The sequence below is a fragment of the Brevibacterium antiquum CNRZ 918 genome (genome assembly GCF_900169145.1).
In the GTDB taxonomy this organism is placed as follows: domain Bacteria; phylum Actinomycetota; class Actinomycetes; order Actinomycetales; family Brevibacteriaceae; genus Brevibacterium; species Brevibacterium koreense.
Genome location: NZ_FXZD01000007.1, coordinates 40,170 through 53,838 on the forward strand (window position 1 = coordinate 40,170; position 13,669 = coordinate 53,838).

The following is a 13,669-nucleotide window of genomic DNA, read 5'->3' on the forward strand; positions in this document are numbered from 1 at the left end:
GAAATGGGGTGAATAGGCTGGTCACATGCCTGCAGCGGCGAAATTCCCCAACGAACGCATCATCTGCACACGCATGCTTGACACCCCCATCCACGCGATCGTCGCTGTGCTGCGTGATCCCACCCGACACCGCGACACCGAACCCACCCACTGGGTGCGAGACGCGATCGATCCCGCCCTGATCACCGACACCGGGCAGCAGATGACCCGCTGAGACGTCCCGGGTAGGCTGGTGGCGTGACTGAGATCGCCAGCAGACTCATCGGCAGCACCGGTGAGCGCATCGTGTTCCTCCACGGCCTCTTCGGCCGTGGCAAGAATTTCACCTCCATCGCCAAGGCCCTCGAGCCCGACTACTCGAGCCTGCTCGTCGACCTGCCCAACCATGGTGATTCGGGATGGACCGAGGAGTTCAGCTATGTGGACATGGCCGACTCCGTGGCCGCGATGATCGCCGAGGTGACCGATCCCGATGACCTGCCCGTGCACCTGGTGGGGCATTCCCTGGGCGGCAAGGTCGCCATGATCCTGGCCCTGCGCCATCCGGAACTCATCGACCACCTCGTCGTCGTCGACATCGCTCCCACTGTTGGCGGCTCCCTCGGAGTGTTCGAACATCTGCTCTCGAGCCTGGCCGAACTCGATCTCGACGAGATCGATTCGCGCACCGCTGCGGACGAAGCCCTGCAGGAGAAGATCCCCGAGGACACGATCAGGGGATTCCTGCTGCAGAACCTGCGCACCACCTCGGCGGGGTACGCCTGGCAGCCCAACCTCACCCTGCTCCATGAGAGTCTGCCCGCGATCGGGGACTTCCCCGAGACTGGGGAGGCGACCTTCGACGGTCCCGTGCTGTGGATCGCCGGTGAGACATCGGACTACGTCTCCCGCGACGACCTGCCCCTCATGCGTTCCCTCTTCCCCCGCGCATCTCTGCTCACCATCAAGGGATCGGGCCACTGGGTCCACTCCGAGCAGCCGCAGACGTTCATCTCCTCCCTGCAGGCGTTCTTCGCGCGCCGATGACACCCCCGACCTCACCTGCGCCCACCCCCGGGTCGGCACACGGCTGAAGAGGAATATGCTGGTGGGAAGTGGCGTTGAGCCACACAGAGAGCCAATGAGCCACATCATCACAATCTTCACGAGGAGGAACGAGTGAGCACAGCGATCCCAGCCGATTCCACGGCCAAATTCGCCGAATACGCAGACGGATCACGACTGGTCAGCACCGAGTGGGTGGCCAAGCACACCGGTGAACCCGGACTGGTCATCGTCGAAAGCGATGAGGATGTCCTCCTCTATGAGACCGGGCACATCCCCGGCGCGGTGAAAATCGACTGGCACACCGAACTCAATGACACCGTGACCCGCGACTATGTCGACGGTGAAGGCTTCGCCGCGCTCATGTCCGCCAAGGGCATCTCACGTGATGACACGATCGTCTTCTACGGCGACAAATCAAACTGGTGGGCTGCCTACGCGCTGTGGGTCTTCTCGCTGTTCGGCCACGAAGACGTCCGTCTCATGGACGGCGGGCGTGCCAAGTGGCAGGCCGAAGAACGCGAACTGACCACGGAGAAGCCACGTCCCGAACCGACCGAATACCCGGTCATCGACCGTGATGACACAACCCTGCGGGCCTTCCTGCCCGAGGTCAGAGACAGCCTGGGCAAGCGTCCCCTCATCGACGTGCGCAGCCCCGAGGAATACAGCGGAGAGCGCACCCACATGCCCTCCTACCCCGAAGAGGGTGCACTGCGCGGCGGACACATCCCCAGCGCAGCCTCGGTGCCCTGGGCGAGGGCCGCAAACGAGGATGGCACCTTCAAATCGGCAGAAGAGCTCAAGGCCATCTACACCGATGAAGCCGGGCTCGGCACCGCCGACGAAGTCATCGCCTACTGCCGCATCGGCGAACGCTCCAGCCACACCTGGTTCGTCCTCCAGCACCTGCTCGGCTACAGCAACGTCCGCAACTACGACGGTTCCTGGACCGAATGGGGCAACGTCGTCGGTGTTCCCATCACGAAGGGGACCGAACCAGGGGAGGTGCCCAGCCGGTGATGACTGCTGACACACACGCATCCGAACCCGAGAACTCGGACCTGCCGGAGAGCCTGCGGGAGATCGTTGCGGACTTCGCGGAAACAGAATCCAGCGACCGACTGCAGCTGCTGCTCGAACTCGCAACCGAGCTGCCCGAGCTGCCACCGCGCTACAGTGATCACCCCGAGCTGCTCGAGCCGGTGCCCGAATGCCAGTCGCCGATCTTCCTCGTCACCGAGGTTGAGAATCCCGAGCAGGGGGAGCAGGCGGTCGTGACGCTGCACTTCTCTGCGCCTCCCGAGGCGCCGACGACGCGTGGCTTCGCCGGGATTCTCCACGAAGGGCTCAACGGCCAGACCGCCGAGGTGGTCCTGTCCATCCCCGCCGACCTGCCTCTGCGCCTGTCGATGACCGAGTTGGTCAGCCCCCTGCGTCTGCGGGGGATGAGCGGAATGCTCTCCCGGATCCAGCGTCAGGTCTCCGAGAGGATCGGCAAGATCACAGGCCAGTGATCGGGAAATCGTTTGGATGAGCCGAAGTTTTCGACTAGATTGTGGTTAGCCTGCCCTTAATTAGTCGATGCTAAGGAACCCTCCGATGACCGGTCTCGCCACCACCGCCTCGGCGAATCCGTCTGAGGTGAGCGGTCAGAAGGCGAGCCGGGCACTGAAAGTCAAAAGAGCCGTCGGGCTCGTCGTGGCGATTCTTGCATTGGTTGTCGTGGTGCTGGCGTCATTGGCCATCGGCACCCGAGACACGCCGGTCTCGGAGGTCCTCGGAGCGTTCTTCGATCCCAGCGGCAGCGACGACCAATTGGTCGTATTGGAACTGCGTCTGCCCCGGACCGTGCTCGGCATCCTCGTCGGCATGGGACTGGGCTTGGCCGGTGGTCTCATCCAGGCGCTGACTCGCAACCCTCTTGCCGATCCGGGCATCCTCGGCGTCAACGCCGGAGCCTCCTTCGCGGTGGCCATCGGCGTCGGGTTCTTCGGAATCACGTCGATCAACGGCTACATCTGGTTCGCCTTCCTCGGTGCCCTCGTGGCCACGACCGGCGTGTACATCATCGGCTCCTCCGGTCGGAACCACAGCGTCGACCCGATCCGCCTGACCTTGGCGGGAGTCGCGGTCGCCGCGGTCCTGACGGGACTGACCAAGGGAATCCTGCTCACGAACGAAAGAGCCTTCGACGCCTTCCGGGCATGGGACGTCGGAGCCATTGCCGGTCGCGGCTTCGATACGATCTACGCGGTCGCCCCATTCATCATCGTCGGCATCGTCCTGGCATTGTTCCTGGCCCACTCGCTCAACGCGGTGGCACTGGGCGACGATCTGGCTGCCAGCCTGGGCACCTCGGTCAATCGCACCCGCATCATCACCATTCTCGCGGTCACCCTCCTGGCCGGTGGCGCCACCGCTGCCGCCGGCCCGATCGGCTTCATCGGACTGATGATTCCCCATATCGCCCGCTGGATCGTCGGACCCGATCAGAGATGGATACTGACCTATTCGGTGATTCTTTCGCCCATCCTGCTTCTCATCTCCGATGTGCTCGGGCGTGTGGTGATGAAACCGGGCGAACTTCAGGTCGGCGTCGTCACCGCCTTCGTCGGGGCACCGGTGCTCATCGCCCTGGTTCGCAGAAAGAAGGCGAGCGGACTGTGAAATCGTCGAACTCACCGCTTCGTGGCGCCACTGAATTCGTTCCAGGACGCCGCGCCCTGCCGGGGGAGCGGATCAACTTCGGTCGCCCTATGCTGCGAGCCTTCGGCTTCCGCATCGATCTGCGCGTCGTGGTCACAGCCGGCATCGTCACGCTTCTGGCCCTGGGCTGCGGGTTCTTGGGACTGCTGCTCGGAGAGTTCTCGCTGACTCCCAGCGAGGTCTTCCAAGGACTGTTCGGCCAGGCCGACAAAAGCATCGTCAACACCGTCGTCGGACAATGGCGGGCACCGCGCATCATCGCTGGAATCGTCCTTGGGGCGGGCCTGGGAGTCTCGGGCGCGGTGTTCCAGTCCCTGACCCGCAACCCTCTGGGCAGCCCCGACATCATCGGTTTCTCCACCGGTGCCTACACCGGCGGCATCCTCACCATCATCGTCTTCGGCTCCAGCTTCATCTCCACCGCCTTCGGAGCGATCATCGGCGGCCTCCTCACCGCCATCGTGGTCTACCTCCTGACGTGGAAGGGCGGCGTCCAAGGCTTCCGGCTCATCATCGTCGGCATCGCGCTGACTGCCATGCTGAACGCCTTCAACACCTGGCTGATTCTGCGCGCCGATCTCGACCTCGCGATGGCAGCAGCCACCTGGGGAGCTGGAACACTCAACGGCATGGGGTGGTCGACCTTCCTGCCGGCCGCCATCGGCACTGTGCTCCTTGCCCTGGGATGTGGTCTCTTCTCGCGCGGCCTGGGGACCCTGGAACTCGGCGATGACACCGCTAAGGCACTCGGTGTCCGCAATGAACCCGTTCGTGCCGGTCTCCTCCTGGTGGCCGTGGCTCTCGTCGCCGTCGTCACGGCGGCCGCGGGACCGATCGCCTTCGTCGCCCTTGCCGCCCCGCAGATCGGGCGCAGAATCGCGAGATCCCAGGGCACCAGCCTGCTGTCTGCGGCGGCAGTCGGAGCGCTCCTGCTCGTGGCCGCGGACCTCATCGCCCAGCACGCCCTGGGCGAGACCCAACTTCCCGTCGGAGTCGTCACCGTGTGCATCGGCGGCATCTACCTGATCTGGCTCCTCATCCAAGAAGCTCGGAAGGCACAATGAGCATCTCACCTGGCACAACGGACACGACTGACACGACGGATAAGGCGGGGCCGGTCACGGCACCGCTGGCGGCGCGCGATCTCGATCTCGCCTACGACCATCGGCACGTCATCGCCGACCTCGATGTGGAGATCGCACCGGGCAAGTTCACCGTCATCGTCGGCCCCAATGCCTGCGGGAAGTCGACGCTGCTGAGGGCACTGGCCAGATTGATGAGTCCGGCGAAGGGCACGGTGCTCCTCGACGGCGGAAACATCGCAAAGCTGAAGACGAAGCAGATCGCCAAACGCTTGGGACTGCTCCCGCAGACCTCGATCGCCCCCGACGGCATCACCGTAGGTGAACTCGTGGCTCGCGGACGTCACCCGCACCAGTCGTTCCTCAAGCAGTGGACTGACGAAGATGAGGTCGCAGTGCTCTCGGCGCTGCGTGCAACGAACACCGAAGTGCTGTCCTCTCGTCAGGTCGATGAGCTCTCCGGAGGTCAGCGGCAACGGGTCTGGGTGGCGATGGTGCTGGCGCAGGAGACGCCGCTGATGCTCCTTGACGAACCCACGACGTTCCTGGACCTGGCCTTCCAGATCGACCTGCTTGATCTGTTCGCCCAGCTCAATCACGAACACGGCCACACCCTTGTCGCAGTCCTCCACGACCTCAACCAGGCCTGCCGATACGCCGATGAGATCATCGCGATGAAGAACGGCGCGATCGTCGCCCAGGGTGCACCGGCCGAGATCATCACGACCGAGCTGGTTCACCAGGTATTCGGCATCGACTGCACCGTCATCGACGACCCCGTCACCGGCGCACCCATGATTGTTCCCGGTAAGCCGAAGAAGACCTTCGCTGATCGCTGAGCCGGCAACAGCGCGGCAACTATATGAAGAACTGAAGGAGTCGAACTCAGTTCTCCCCGAATCCTCTACCTGTCTGTGGCGTCCTCGGCAGTGCCTGATTCAGCGTTCTCGTCTGCGCCTGCGGGCGCCTTCCTTTCGTTTGATTCCTTGCTCCGGTCCGTAGTTTCTTCGTCGTTTTTGTCCCCGGACTTCATCAGTGCTGTGATGCCGATGGCGATTCCTGCCACGATCCCTCCCCAGATGGCGCCGAGGATGAGCGAGAAGAATGTGTTGACCAGCCAGCCGAGGAATCCTCCGACGCCGGCGATCATAGCTATGGGCGCTTCGAGGTGGTGGACGAAGTCGTAGAGAATATGGAGGCCGAGTTCGTCTGTGCCGATGAGGATGATGTGTCCGCCGACCCAGAGCATGGCGAAAGTGCCGATGACTGATAGCCCACCGAGGAGTTTGGGCATCGCCTGGACGAGGAACCGGCCGAACTTCTGTGTGCCCGGCTTCTCCTCCTGTGCCATGTGCAGGCCGATGTCGTCCATCTTCACGATGAGGGCCACAGAACCGTAGACACCGACCGTGATGGCCAGGGCCACGATGACCAGGATCATGGCCCGGGGGAGCAGGGCCTCACTGGTCACCTCGTTGAGGGCGATGACCATGATTTCGCAGCTGAGTACGAAGTCAGTGGTGATGGCCGAGCGGACGATCTTCTTCTCAGCGTCGCCGTCATTCTTTTTGCCGTGCTTGGACTCCTTCTTCGGCTCTTCGTGGTGTTCGACCCACCCGAACTTCTCGAAGATCTTCTCCGCACCCTCGAAGCACAGATAGGTGCCACCGACCATCAGCAGCGGAGTCAGCAGCCACGGGAGGAATTCGCTGAGTAAAAGGATGATCGGCAGGATGATGAGGATCTTATTGATCAGCGAACCCAAGGCGATGCGTTTGATGATCGGCAGTTCCCGCTTCGGGTCGACCCCCTCAACGAATTTGGGGGTCACTGCGGCATCGTCGACGACGACACCTGCGGCTTTGACTCCTGCCCGAGATGCGCCGGCGGCGACATCATCGAGGCTGGCCGCCGAGAGTTTGACGAGTGCCGCCACATCATCGAGGAGTGCGAACAGACCGCCGGCCATTTATCGTCCTTCGTCGGGTTCGACCGAACTGTTATCCCTGACCAGCTCGCCGATGTGGTTGCCGCCGTGGTCGAAGACGGTGAGTACGTCACCGTCGGCCTCAGCGCGGTGGACCCGCCCTACCCAGGCCTCCATGCCCATGACGGCGCGCTGCGTGGTGGCGAAGGGTTTGATGACCGCTCCTGGACCTTCAGCACCCCACGTGGTTGAGATTCGATTTCCGCCATCGCTGCCGGTCAACGTTCCATCCTCGTCAAACTGGAGGAACGCTGAGGACCCGTCTTTTGTGCTGATCCACTTGGCGTTGACTGAATGAGTCATTTGTCCTCTTTCTCCAGTCCGCCGACGACCTTCCCGCTGGAGTCGGCGATTTTCATGACATCACCTTCGATGGTTGCCGATGATGCTTTGGACAGCCATGGGTCCACTCCCGCACATGCTTTCTGGGTCGTGGTGAACGAGGTGATGAGGACTTTGTCCCCGTCGACTTCCCACGTCGTCTGGATCCGATTGCAGCCGTCGGATCCCTTGACCTGTCCGTCTTCGGAGAATTCGAGGAACGGGTCCCCAGCTTCAGGGGAGGCCCATTTGCCGGTGGGATCAAGGCCAGCAGAGTCCGCCGAATCCGAGGGAGTGCTGGATTCCGTGGGGGCGGAGCTGGCTGGTTCGCTGGGTTCGGAACCTGTCCCACACGCCGCCAGGGGTAGGACGAGGCCAAGAACAGCAACTCCGATTACCCGTCTGAACGTAGCTGAAGGTCTGTTGTCAGTGAGGTTGAGCATGCACCGATCATAACGGCCAGCCTTGAGCGCTTCATGGAGAACGCGGCATACCGCCTGCCAGTTCAGGTTTTGTACGTTGTGTTCACGATCAACATGCATTGTGGTTGCTTCCGATCGTTGCCAAACCGTAATCTTTCATGTGGTTGAAAGACTGTTCTCAGATATATCCGCGCAATCATTGACGTGCTGGACGAAGAGGGCACAGGCGACAGCAACAGAAGATCCGATCAAGGGAACCCAAGAGTATGCAGAAGAAACTCGTGCAGAGTTCGCTGGCACTGACCGCCGCCGCGGCGCTCAGTCTCGGCAGTGCGTTCGTCGCATCCCCTGCAATGGCCGACAACGGCTCGCAGAAGCTCGATGTGCAGAGCGATGCCCAGGTGCAGAAGGCACTGTCAGACGTCGAGGGCGTCAACGCCTACGGCGCTAAGGGCGGTCAGCTCAACATCGGTGTCGAGAAGAAGACATCCGAGATCAAGGATCTCGAAAAGAAATACGAGAACATCAACGTCACCGACGGCGTCAAAGAACTCAAGCGCCATGCCAAGAACGATGTCGTCGGCGGTGCGGGTTACCTGGCAACCGTCGGTGAGGGTGCTGGCGCCTGCTCGACCGGATTCTCCGGCTGGGATGGAGACGGGAACCCGGTCGTCCTGACCGCTGGTCACTGCTCGAAGATCATTGAAGAATCTGGCGAGATCACCGGAGACAGCACTGTCGATGAGACCGAGGAGCCCAAGAGCGCTCCTGCCAATGGCGGAGATGGCTTCCAGCGCTCCGACAGCGGCGTTCTCGGCGAGTGGGGCTTCCACAGCTATGGCAGCGGGGATCTGCTCGATGGCACTGAGAGCCCGGATACGGCCAAGGACAGCGATATTGACTTCGCGGTCATCAAGGTCGACGAGTCGAAGTACGCCGCCAAGAACGGTGTCACCGACTGGACTAGCGCCGACTCGAACGATCTGTCTTCGAGCCTCGAAACCGATATCACCAAGGTCGGCGCGCACAAAGACGGTACCGTCCAGAAGTCGGGCCGCACGACCGGCCTGACCGAAGGCGAGGTCGACTCCGAGTACAACGACAAGTTCGACTACGCGAATGTCGGCGGATACTGGGTCCACGGATTCGGCGTGACTTCCCCTGGGTCTGATCCGTTCTCCGCTCCGGGCGATTCCGGTGGCGCCGTCTTCCAGGGCGACACCGCTGTTGGTGTCATCTCTGGTGGCGGGCCGCTGGACGATGGTTCCAACCGTCAGTTCGGTTGGGTTGCCGACCTTGACAACTCTCTGGCGCAGTCGGGGGTGGACTTTCAACCTTGAGAAGCCAGGCGAGGAGACCCCAGAGGCTCCGTCGGCGCCAAAGGCCAAGGACCAGACCATCGAGCCCAAGGGCGATGTGATCGGCAAGGCTGAGGCTGGCGCCAAGGTTGAGGTCAAGTGGGAAGCTGCTCAGGGCACCCAGGCAGCCGGAGACGATTCCGAGACGGTCAAGGCCGACAAGGAGGGCAACTTCGAGGTCGAGGGCCCGAAGGCTGAAGGCTCATACAACTTCTCCGCTACCGCCACAGTTGATGGTCAGGAATCCAAGACCACCGAGTTCGATGTGACTGTAGAGAAGGAAGAGACCGAGACTCCTGCTCCTGCCGAGCGCGAGATCAACGTTGACCCCAAGGAAATCGTTGCTTCCGACTTCGTGAAGGAAGACAAGGGCGTGACTGTCACGGTCAAGAGATTCGACGAAGGCGAGAAAGTGACACTGAAGGTCGCTTCCGGTCCTGAAAACGTTGAAGGCATCACTCTCGACGAGACCGCGAACGAGAACGGTGCAGCTGCCTTCTCGATCTACGGCACGAGCGAAACCGATCCTTCAGTCTACCTCGGCAAGTACGACTTGAACGTCACCGGAGCCAACGACACGGATGACGAGAAGGCTCTTGCAGGCTCGTTCACCGTTGTCGAAGACGAAGAGGGCAACGGCGGCGGTAACGACGGCGGCGATGACGGCGACAATGGCAACAAGGATGACGACGGCAATGGTGACGGTGGATCTGATCTGCCTCGCACCGGTGCTGAACTGACCGGCCTCGCTGCCGGTGCCGGACTCCTCGTTGTTGGTGGAGCCGCAGTTGTTCTGACCATGCGTCGGAACAAGAAGAACTGAACATAGCTCACCCGATCAGCCAATGATCGTCTGAGAGTTCACACGAGCGCCCCTGGTCGTCGGACCAGGGGCGCTCTGTATCGGTGGGTGGGCGCTAGAACCTCCTCGGCCTCCTGCGCGAATTAGTTCAGCAACGCGGTTGTTTCGTTCATTTAGTTCACAGTGTGAAGGGTAAATTCTTGGTAGTCGCTGTACGTAGCCCGTAACCTTACCGTGACCAAGGTCATCAAGTTGTGATATTGCAACCTCCTGATAAGAGAAACGGAAACGTATGCAGAAGAAATTCGTGCAGAGTTCGCTGGCACTGACCGCCGCAGCGGCGCTGGGATTGGGCGGTGCGTTTGTCGCTGGTCCAGCTGCCGCCGACAAGCCAGACCTGAATGTTAAGACCGATACCGCACTGCAGACCGCGGTGCACAAGAACCTCGCGGACAAGAACGGCGAGTTGGCTTCTGAAGTCGGCCGCTTCGGCGTAGAGGGTGACACCCTGGTGTTGGGAGTGTCGGAAAAGACAGACAAGGTCAAGGAACTCGCGTCGAAATACGACAACGTCGAAGTCATCGTAGATCCAAAATTCGCTGAAGCTCAGCCTCAGGACGCTAAGGACCTCGTCGGTGGGGCTGGCTATCTGCTGAGTGTTCCCTCGGACGAGAGACTGATTAGCGCCTGCTCGACCGGATTCGCTGGTTGGGATTCCTCCGGCAACCAGGTAGTGCTGACCGCTGGCCACTGCGCAGTAGATGCCACAACTGGCGCCGAGGACAAGATCCTCGAACTTGAGAAGCCATCCGACGCCGAAGCAGCCGGCGGAGAGGGCTTCCAGCCGGCAGGCACGGGAGCCCCGGGTACATGGGGATTCCACCAGTACGGCTCTGATATGGTCGACGGTCAAGTCGTTGACGAAGACAAAGCGATCGATTTCGCTGTCATTAAGGTTGCAGCCGGTTTCACCAGCAAGGCAGAAGTAACCGACTGGACCACTGCCACGTCTGACGACCTGTCACAGAGCACGACGGAGATGGCGCAGGTTGGTACCGAAACGCCTGGCGCGACCATCCACAAATCGGGACGTACGACCGGTGTCACAGAAGGAACAGTCCTGGATGACCCCGAAGCGCTCGAGTATGCGAACATCGGTGGCCGCGCAGTTCACGGTTTCGAAGTGACCGACGGTGCAAAACGATTCTCTGACCATGGCGATTCCGGCGGTGCTGTCTATCAGGGTGACACCGCAGTCGGCGTCATCTCGGGTGGACCAGAAGCAGGCGGGTGGTCATGGGTTGCTGACCTCGACAACTCGATCGAAAAGTCGGGCGAGAGTTTCACGTTCGAAGACCCCAACGAGACACCTGAAGCTCCGGCCGCTCCGGCAGTCGTAGATCAGACCATCGAGCCCAAGGGCAACGTGACAGGCAAGACCGTCGCAAATGCTGAAGTCAAGGTTTCCTGGACCGGTGCTGCAGACGGTAAAGCTACTGTCAAGGCCGATGCCGACGGTAAATTCTCCGTTGAAGGGCCCTCGGCAGAAGGCTCCTATGATGCTAAAGCAGTTGCGACCGTCGACGGTCAGAGCTCTGAGGCCGCTGCATTCAAGCTGACGGTCAAGGCTGCTGACGTTCCGGAAGTACCTGAAGCACCAGTCGTCGAAGACCAGAAGGTTGACGAAGGCGGACAGATCACTGGTAAGACGGTGGCCAATGCGAAGGTCGAGTTGAACTGGAAGCCAGCAACTGACAACCAGTCCGCTGTCAAGACCCAGGCCGCAGCAAATGGTTCTGTGACAGTCACTGCTGACGCCGAGGGCAACTTCACGGCAGAAGCACCGGCAGAAGCCGGCACGTACGACTACACTGCTACAGCCACCACCGAGGCCGGCACTTCGAAGGCAACTTCGTTCACTGTGGTTGTTGAAGAGGCCGACGACGCTGCAGATGCCGCCGATGGTGATGAAGCAGAAGCTGACGACGACTCGGCCGCCAACGGCGAAGACGCAAACGCTAAAGCTGACGCCGATGGCAACGACTCCAACGCCGGTGCGGACGCAGACGCAAAGGACGCAGAGTCCAACGCTGACTCCGACGGATCGAAGGACGGCGAGGCTCCGGCCGAGCGTGCGATCAGCATCTCCCCCAAGGAAGTTGCTGCTTCTGACTTCGTGAAGAAGGACAAGGGTGTGGCGATCACCGTCAAGGGCTTCGACGAGGGCGAAAATGTCTCTCTCGAGGTTGTTGCCGGGCCGGAAAACGTTGAGGGCATCACGCTCGATGAGACCGCGAACGAGGACGGCGTCGCCGCCTTCTCGATCTACGGAACCAACGCATCCGATCCTTCGGCCTACCTGGGCAAGTACGACGTGCAGGTGACCGGAGACAACGACACGGACGATGAGAAGGCACTGGCCGGCTCGTTCAGCGTGGTTGCCGATGAAGATGGCAACGGCGGCGGAAGCGACGACGGTGACGGTGGAGACGGTGGATCTGATCTGCCTCGCACCGGTGCTGAACTGACCGGCCTCGCTGCCGGTGCCGGACTCCTCGTTGTTGGTGGAGCCGCAGTTGTTCTGACCATGCGTCGGAACAAGAAGAACTGAACATAGCTCACCCGATCAGCCAATGATCGTCTGAGAGTTCACACGAGCGCCCCTGGTCTTTGGACCAGGGGTGCTCTTCTTTTGGTCAGAGCTTCACAAATGCGCGAATATCTGATTTGGCGGATGCGGAGGCTTCGCTGAATCCCAGCGATTCGTAGAATTGCTTCTGCCCCGGCTCGGCATCGGTGAGCAGAACCTTCTGCCTCACTCCCTCAAACGGCATCAGGGCACGGGTGACGAGTTGCCGGCCGACACCTCGGCGATGGTGCTCTGGGTGGACGAGGACATCCTGCAGGTACACGATCGAACCGAAATCGCTGACGACACGTGCGAGGCCGATCGGCTGGCCATCACGCCGGGCGGATACGACATGAGCAGAGGACAGCACACTCGAGTGGAGGGAGACAGGGTCCTGTGTATATGCCGTCCAGCCCACCGAACGATAGAGATCGACGAGTTCCGTGGCCTCAGGGACAGAATTCGATGTGTAATCCACGTCTTCCCCGACCTGAGGTGTGAACATCGGGAGGTCGTGCCAATGGACATCGACCGAGGACCCAGTCTTCCATTCCTCGCGCAGAATGGCATAGGCGACTGAGTCCCTGGCCATCTGACCCTTCACGGGCCATGCTCGTCGATAGTGCGCCTCCTTCGACCAGCCGGCACGAATGAGGGTGGACCGCATAGCGACATTGTCGTCGCGAGTGTGATCTTCGAACCGATCGACGTCCATGGTCATGAACACATGATCAGTGACGGCGCGCAAACACCCGACGCCGAGTCCCCTCCCGCGAAACTCCGTTGCCAAGCGCAGATCGAACATAGGTGTGTCATCGGCGAGATCTTCCAGGCGAACATATCCAATGACGCCCAAAGTGTCATGGCGGAGCCAGAATGCTTCGTTTTCATCATTGCGAAAAGCGCCCGAATCAATCAGTTCCTCGACCTTGGCCACAGTCCACTGCTCTGAGTGCACGTGGAAGGGGAACGTGGTGCTGGTGAAGAAGTTGATGAGATGCTGACGATCGGCACCACTGGGATCGAGACGTGACAGGGAAATGCTCATGGGCACCAGACTATCCGGACGCAACAGGACAGGGGAGTGACGGCGTTGAGCCTCGACGGTGATCCGTTCGACTATCGCATCACGAAATCAGGCATGCTCATCATTGTTCGTGGCGGGCGAACCGTGATGGAACTCGGCGGACAGAAAGCGGCGGCCCTGATTCCAAAGCTCGGCTGCGGCCATGACTCCGACCAGCAGCTGCTGGCACGTGCGACCGGTAACTATCGCCGAGGCAACGAACGCCACAATAGGCGACCCCACTGAGCG

Annotated in this window: 15 protein-coding genes; 11 read left to right on the forward strand and 4 right to left on the reverse strand. The window is 61.2% G+C overall.

Annotation, left to right across the window (positions count from 1 at the left end):
- The first annotated feature begins 25 nt into the window (after positions 1 to 25).
- The 7 genes from BANT918_RS10965 to BANT918_RS10995 all read left to right on the forward strand — a co-directional run bounded on the left by BANT918_RS10965 (position 26) and on the right by BANT918_RS10995 (position 5,674).
- Positions 26 to 214, forward strand: coding sequence for a hypothetical protein (locus BANT918_RS10965; protein ID WP_208618087.1), 189 nt, complete (start codon positions 26 to 28; stop codon positions 212 to 214).
- Between the two features lie 23 nt (positions 215 to 237).
- Positions 238 to 1,026: an alpha/beta fold hydrolase gene (locus tag BANT918_RS10970; protein WP_101620284.1), complete on the forward strand. Its 789-nt coding sequence runs from the start codon at positions 238 to 240 to the stop codon at positions 1,024 to 1,026.
- A 132-nt stretch (positions 1,027 to 1,158) separates the two neighbouring features.
- Positions 1,159 to 2,067 carry a sulfurtransferase gene (locus tag BANT918_RS10975; RefSeq protein ID WP_208618088.1) on the forward strand — a complete coding sequence of 303 codons (909 nt, stop codon included), beginning with the start codon at positions 1,159 to 1,161 and terminating at the stop codon, positions 2,065 to 2,067.
- On the forward strand, positions 2,067 to 2,561 hold the full coding sequence (locus tag BANT918_RS10980; RefSeq protein ID WP_101620285.1) for a SufE family protein: 495 nt from the start codon (positions 2,067 to 2,069) through the stop codon (positions 2,559 to 2,561). The genes BANT918_RS10975 and BANT918_RS10980 overlap by 1 nt, the downstream gene beginning before the upstream one ends.
- A gap of 85 nt (positions 2,562 to 2,646) precedes the next feature.
- Entirely contained in the window at positions 2,647 to 3,714 is a 1,068-nt protein-coding gene (locus BANT918_RS10985; protein ID WP_208618089.1) for an iron chelate uptake ABC transporter family permease subunit, read from the forward strand.
- Complete coding sequence (locus tag BANT918_RS10990; RefSeq protein ID WP_101620286.1) at positions 3,711 to 4,817, forward strand: FecCD family ABC transporter permease; 1,107 nt, start codon at positions 3,711 to 3,713, stop codon at positions 4,815 to 4,817. Before BANT918_RS10985 ends, BANT918_RS10990 begins: the two co-directional genes overlap by 4 nt.
- Positions 4,814 to 5,674, forward strand: a complete 861-nt coding sequence (locus BANT918_RS10995; protein WP_101598422.1) for an ABC transporter ATP-binding protein — start codon at positions 4,814 to 4,816, stop codon at positions 5,672 to 5,674. Before BANT918_RS10990 ends, BANT918_RS10995 begins: the two co-directional genes overlap by 4 nt.
- Positions 5,675 to 5,739: 65 nt before the next feature.
- Here BANT918_RS10995 and BANT918_RS11000 read toward each other — a convergent pair whose 3' ends face one another.
- Genes BANT918_RS11000 through BANT918_RS11010 form a run of 3 tightly spaced genes read right to left on the reverse strand, consistent with a single transcriptional unit; the run spans position 5,740 to position 7,586 of the window.
- Positions 5,740 to 6,804: a DUF808 domain-containing protein gene (locus BANT918_RS11000; protein ID WP_101620287.1), complete on the reverse strand. Its 1,065-nt coding sequence runs from the start codon at positions 6,802 to 6,804 to the stop codon at positions 5,740 to 5,742.
- Positions 6,805 to 7,125, reverse strand: coding sequence for an META domain-containing protein (locus tag BANT918_RS11005; RefSeq protein ID WP_101620288.1), 321 nt, complete (start codon positions 7,123 to 7,125; stop codon positions 6,805 to 6,807).
- Positions 7,122 to 7,586: an META domain-containing protein gene (locus tag BANT918_RS11010; RefSeq protein WP_101620289.1), complete on the reverse strand. Its 465-nt coding sequence runs from the start codon at positions 7,584 to 7,586 to the stop codon at positions 7,122 to 7,124. The genes BANT918_RS11005 and BANT918_RS11010 overlap by 4 nt, the downstream gene beginning before the upstream one ends.
- Before the next feature lie 245 nt (positions 7,587 to 7,831).
- Between BANT918_RS11010 and BANT918_RS11015 the strand changes: the two genes are divergently transcribed.
- The 3 genes from BANT918_RS11015 (at position 7,832) to BANT918_RS11025 (ending at position 12,336) form a co-directional block, all read left to right on the forward strand.
- The gene (locus tag BANT918_RS11015) at positions 7,832 to 8,905 is read left to right on the forward strand and encodes a S1 family peptidase (RefSeq protein WP_101620290.1); all 1,074 of its coding nucleotides are present in this window, start codon (positions 7,832 to 7,834) and stop codon (positions 8,903 to 8,905) included.
- A complete protein-coding gene (locus BANT918_RS11020; RefSeq protein ID WP_167389450.1) occupies positions 8,862 to 9,746 on the forward strand; it encodes an LPXTG cell wall anchor domain-containing protein in 885 nt (294 codons plus the stop codon). Before BANT918_RS11015 ends, BANT918_RS11020 begins: the two co-directional genes overlap by 44 nt.
- Before the next feature lie 271 nt (positions 9,747 to 10,017).
- On the forward strand, positions 10,018 to 12,336 hold the full coding sequence (locus tag BANT918_RS11025; RefSeq protein ID WP_101620292.1) for an LPXTG cell wall anchor domain-containing protein: 2,319 nt from the start codon (positions 10,018 to 10,020) through the stop codon (positions 12,334 to 12,336).
- Between the two features lie 85 nt (positions 12,337 to 12,421).
- On the opposite strand, the gene BANT918_RS18020 is transcribed toward BANT918_RS11025, so the two are convergent.
- Positions 12,422 to 13,402, reverse strand: coding sequence for a GNAT family N-acetyltransferase (locus tag BANT918_RS18020; protein WP_324761571.1), 981 nt, complete (start codon positions 13,400 to 13,402; stop codon positions 12,422 to 12,424).
- 36 nt (positions 13,403 to 13,438) lie between these two features.
- Here BANT918_RS18020 and BANT918_RS11040 point away from each other — a divergent pair, with 36 nt between their 5' ends.
- Positions 13,439 to 13,666, forward strand: coding sequence for a hypothetical protein (locus BANT918_RS11040; RefSeq protein ID WP_233430451.1), 228 nt, complete (start codon positions 13,439 to 13,441; stop codon positions 13,664 to 13,666).
- Positions 13,667 to 13,669 lie beyond the last annotated feature (3 nt).

Excerpts from the sequence above, each read along its gene's own strand:
- BANT918_RS10965 (WP_208618087.1), top strand. The coding sequence starts at position 26 with ATGCCTGCAGCGGCGAAATTCCCCAACGAACGCATCATCTGCACACGC.
- BANT918_RS10980 (WP_101620285.1), top strand. The coding sequence starts at position 2,067 with ATGACTGCTGACACACACGCATCCGAACCCGAGAACTCGGACCTGCCG.
- BANT918_RS10985 (WP_208618089.1), top strand. The coding sequence starts at position 2,647 with ATGACCGGTCTCGCCACCACCGCCTCGGCGAATCCGTCTGAGGTGAGC.
- BANT918_RS10995 (WP_101598422.1), top strand. The coding sequence starts at position 4,814 with ATGAGCATCTCACCTGGCACAACGGACACGACTGACACGACGGATAAG.
- BANT918_RS11000 (WP_101620287.1), bottom strand. The coding sequence starts at position 6,804 with ATGGCCGGCGGTCTGTTCGCACTCCTCGATGATGTGGCGGCACTCGTC.
- BANT918_RS11005 (WP_101620288.1), bottom strand. The coding sequence starts at position 7,125 with ATGACTCATTCAGTCAACGCCAAGTGGATCAGCACAAAAGACGGGTCC.
- BANT918_RS11010 (WP_101620289.1), bottom strand. The coding sequence starts at position 7,586 with ATGCTCAACCTCACTGACAACAGACCTTCAGCTACGTTCAGACGGGTA.
- BANT918_RS11015 (WP_101620290.1), top strand. The coding sequence starts at position 7,832 with ATGCAGAAGAAACTCGTGCAGAGTTCGCTGGCACTGACCGCCGCCGCG.
- BANT918_RS11025 (WP_101620292.1), top strand. The coding sequence starts at position 10,018 with ATGCAGAAGAAATTCGTGCAGAGTTCGCTGGCACTGACCGCCGCAGCG.
- BANT918_RS18020 (WP_324761571.1), bottom strand. The coding sequence starts at position 13,402 with ATGAGCATTTCCCTGTCACGTCTCGATCCCAGTGGTGCCGATCGTCAG.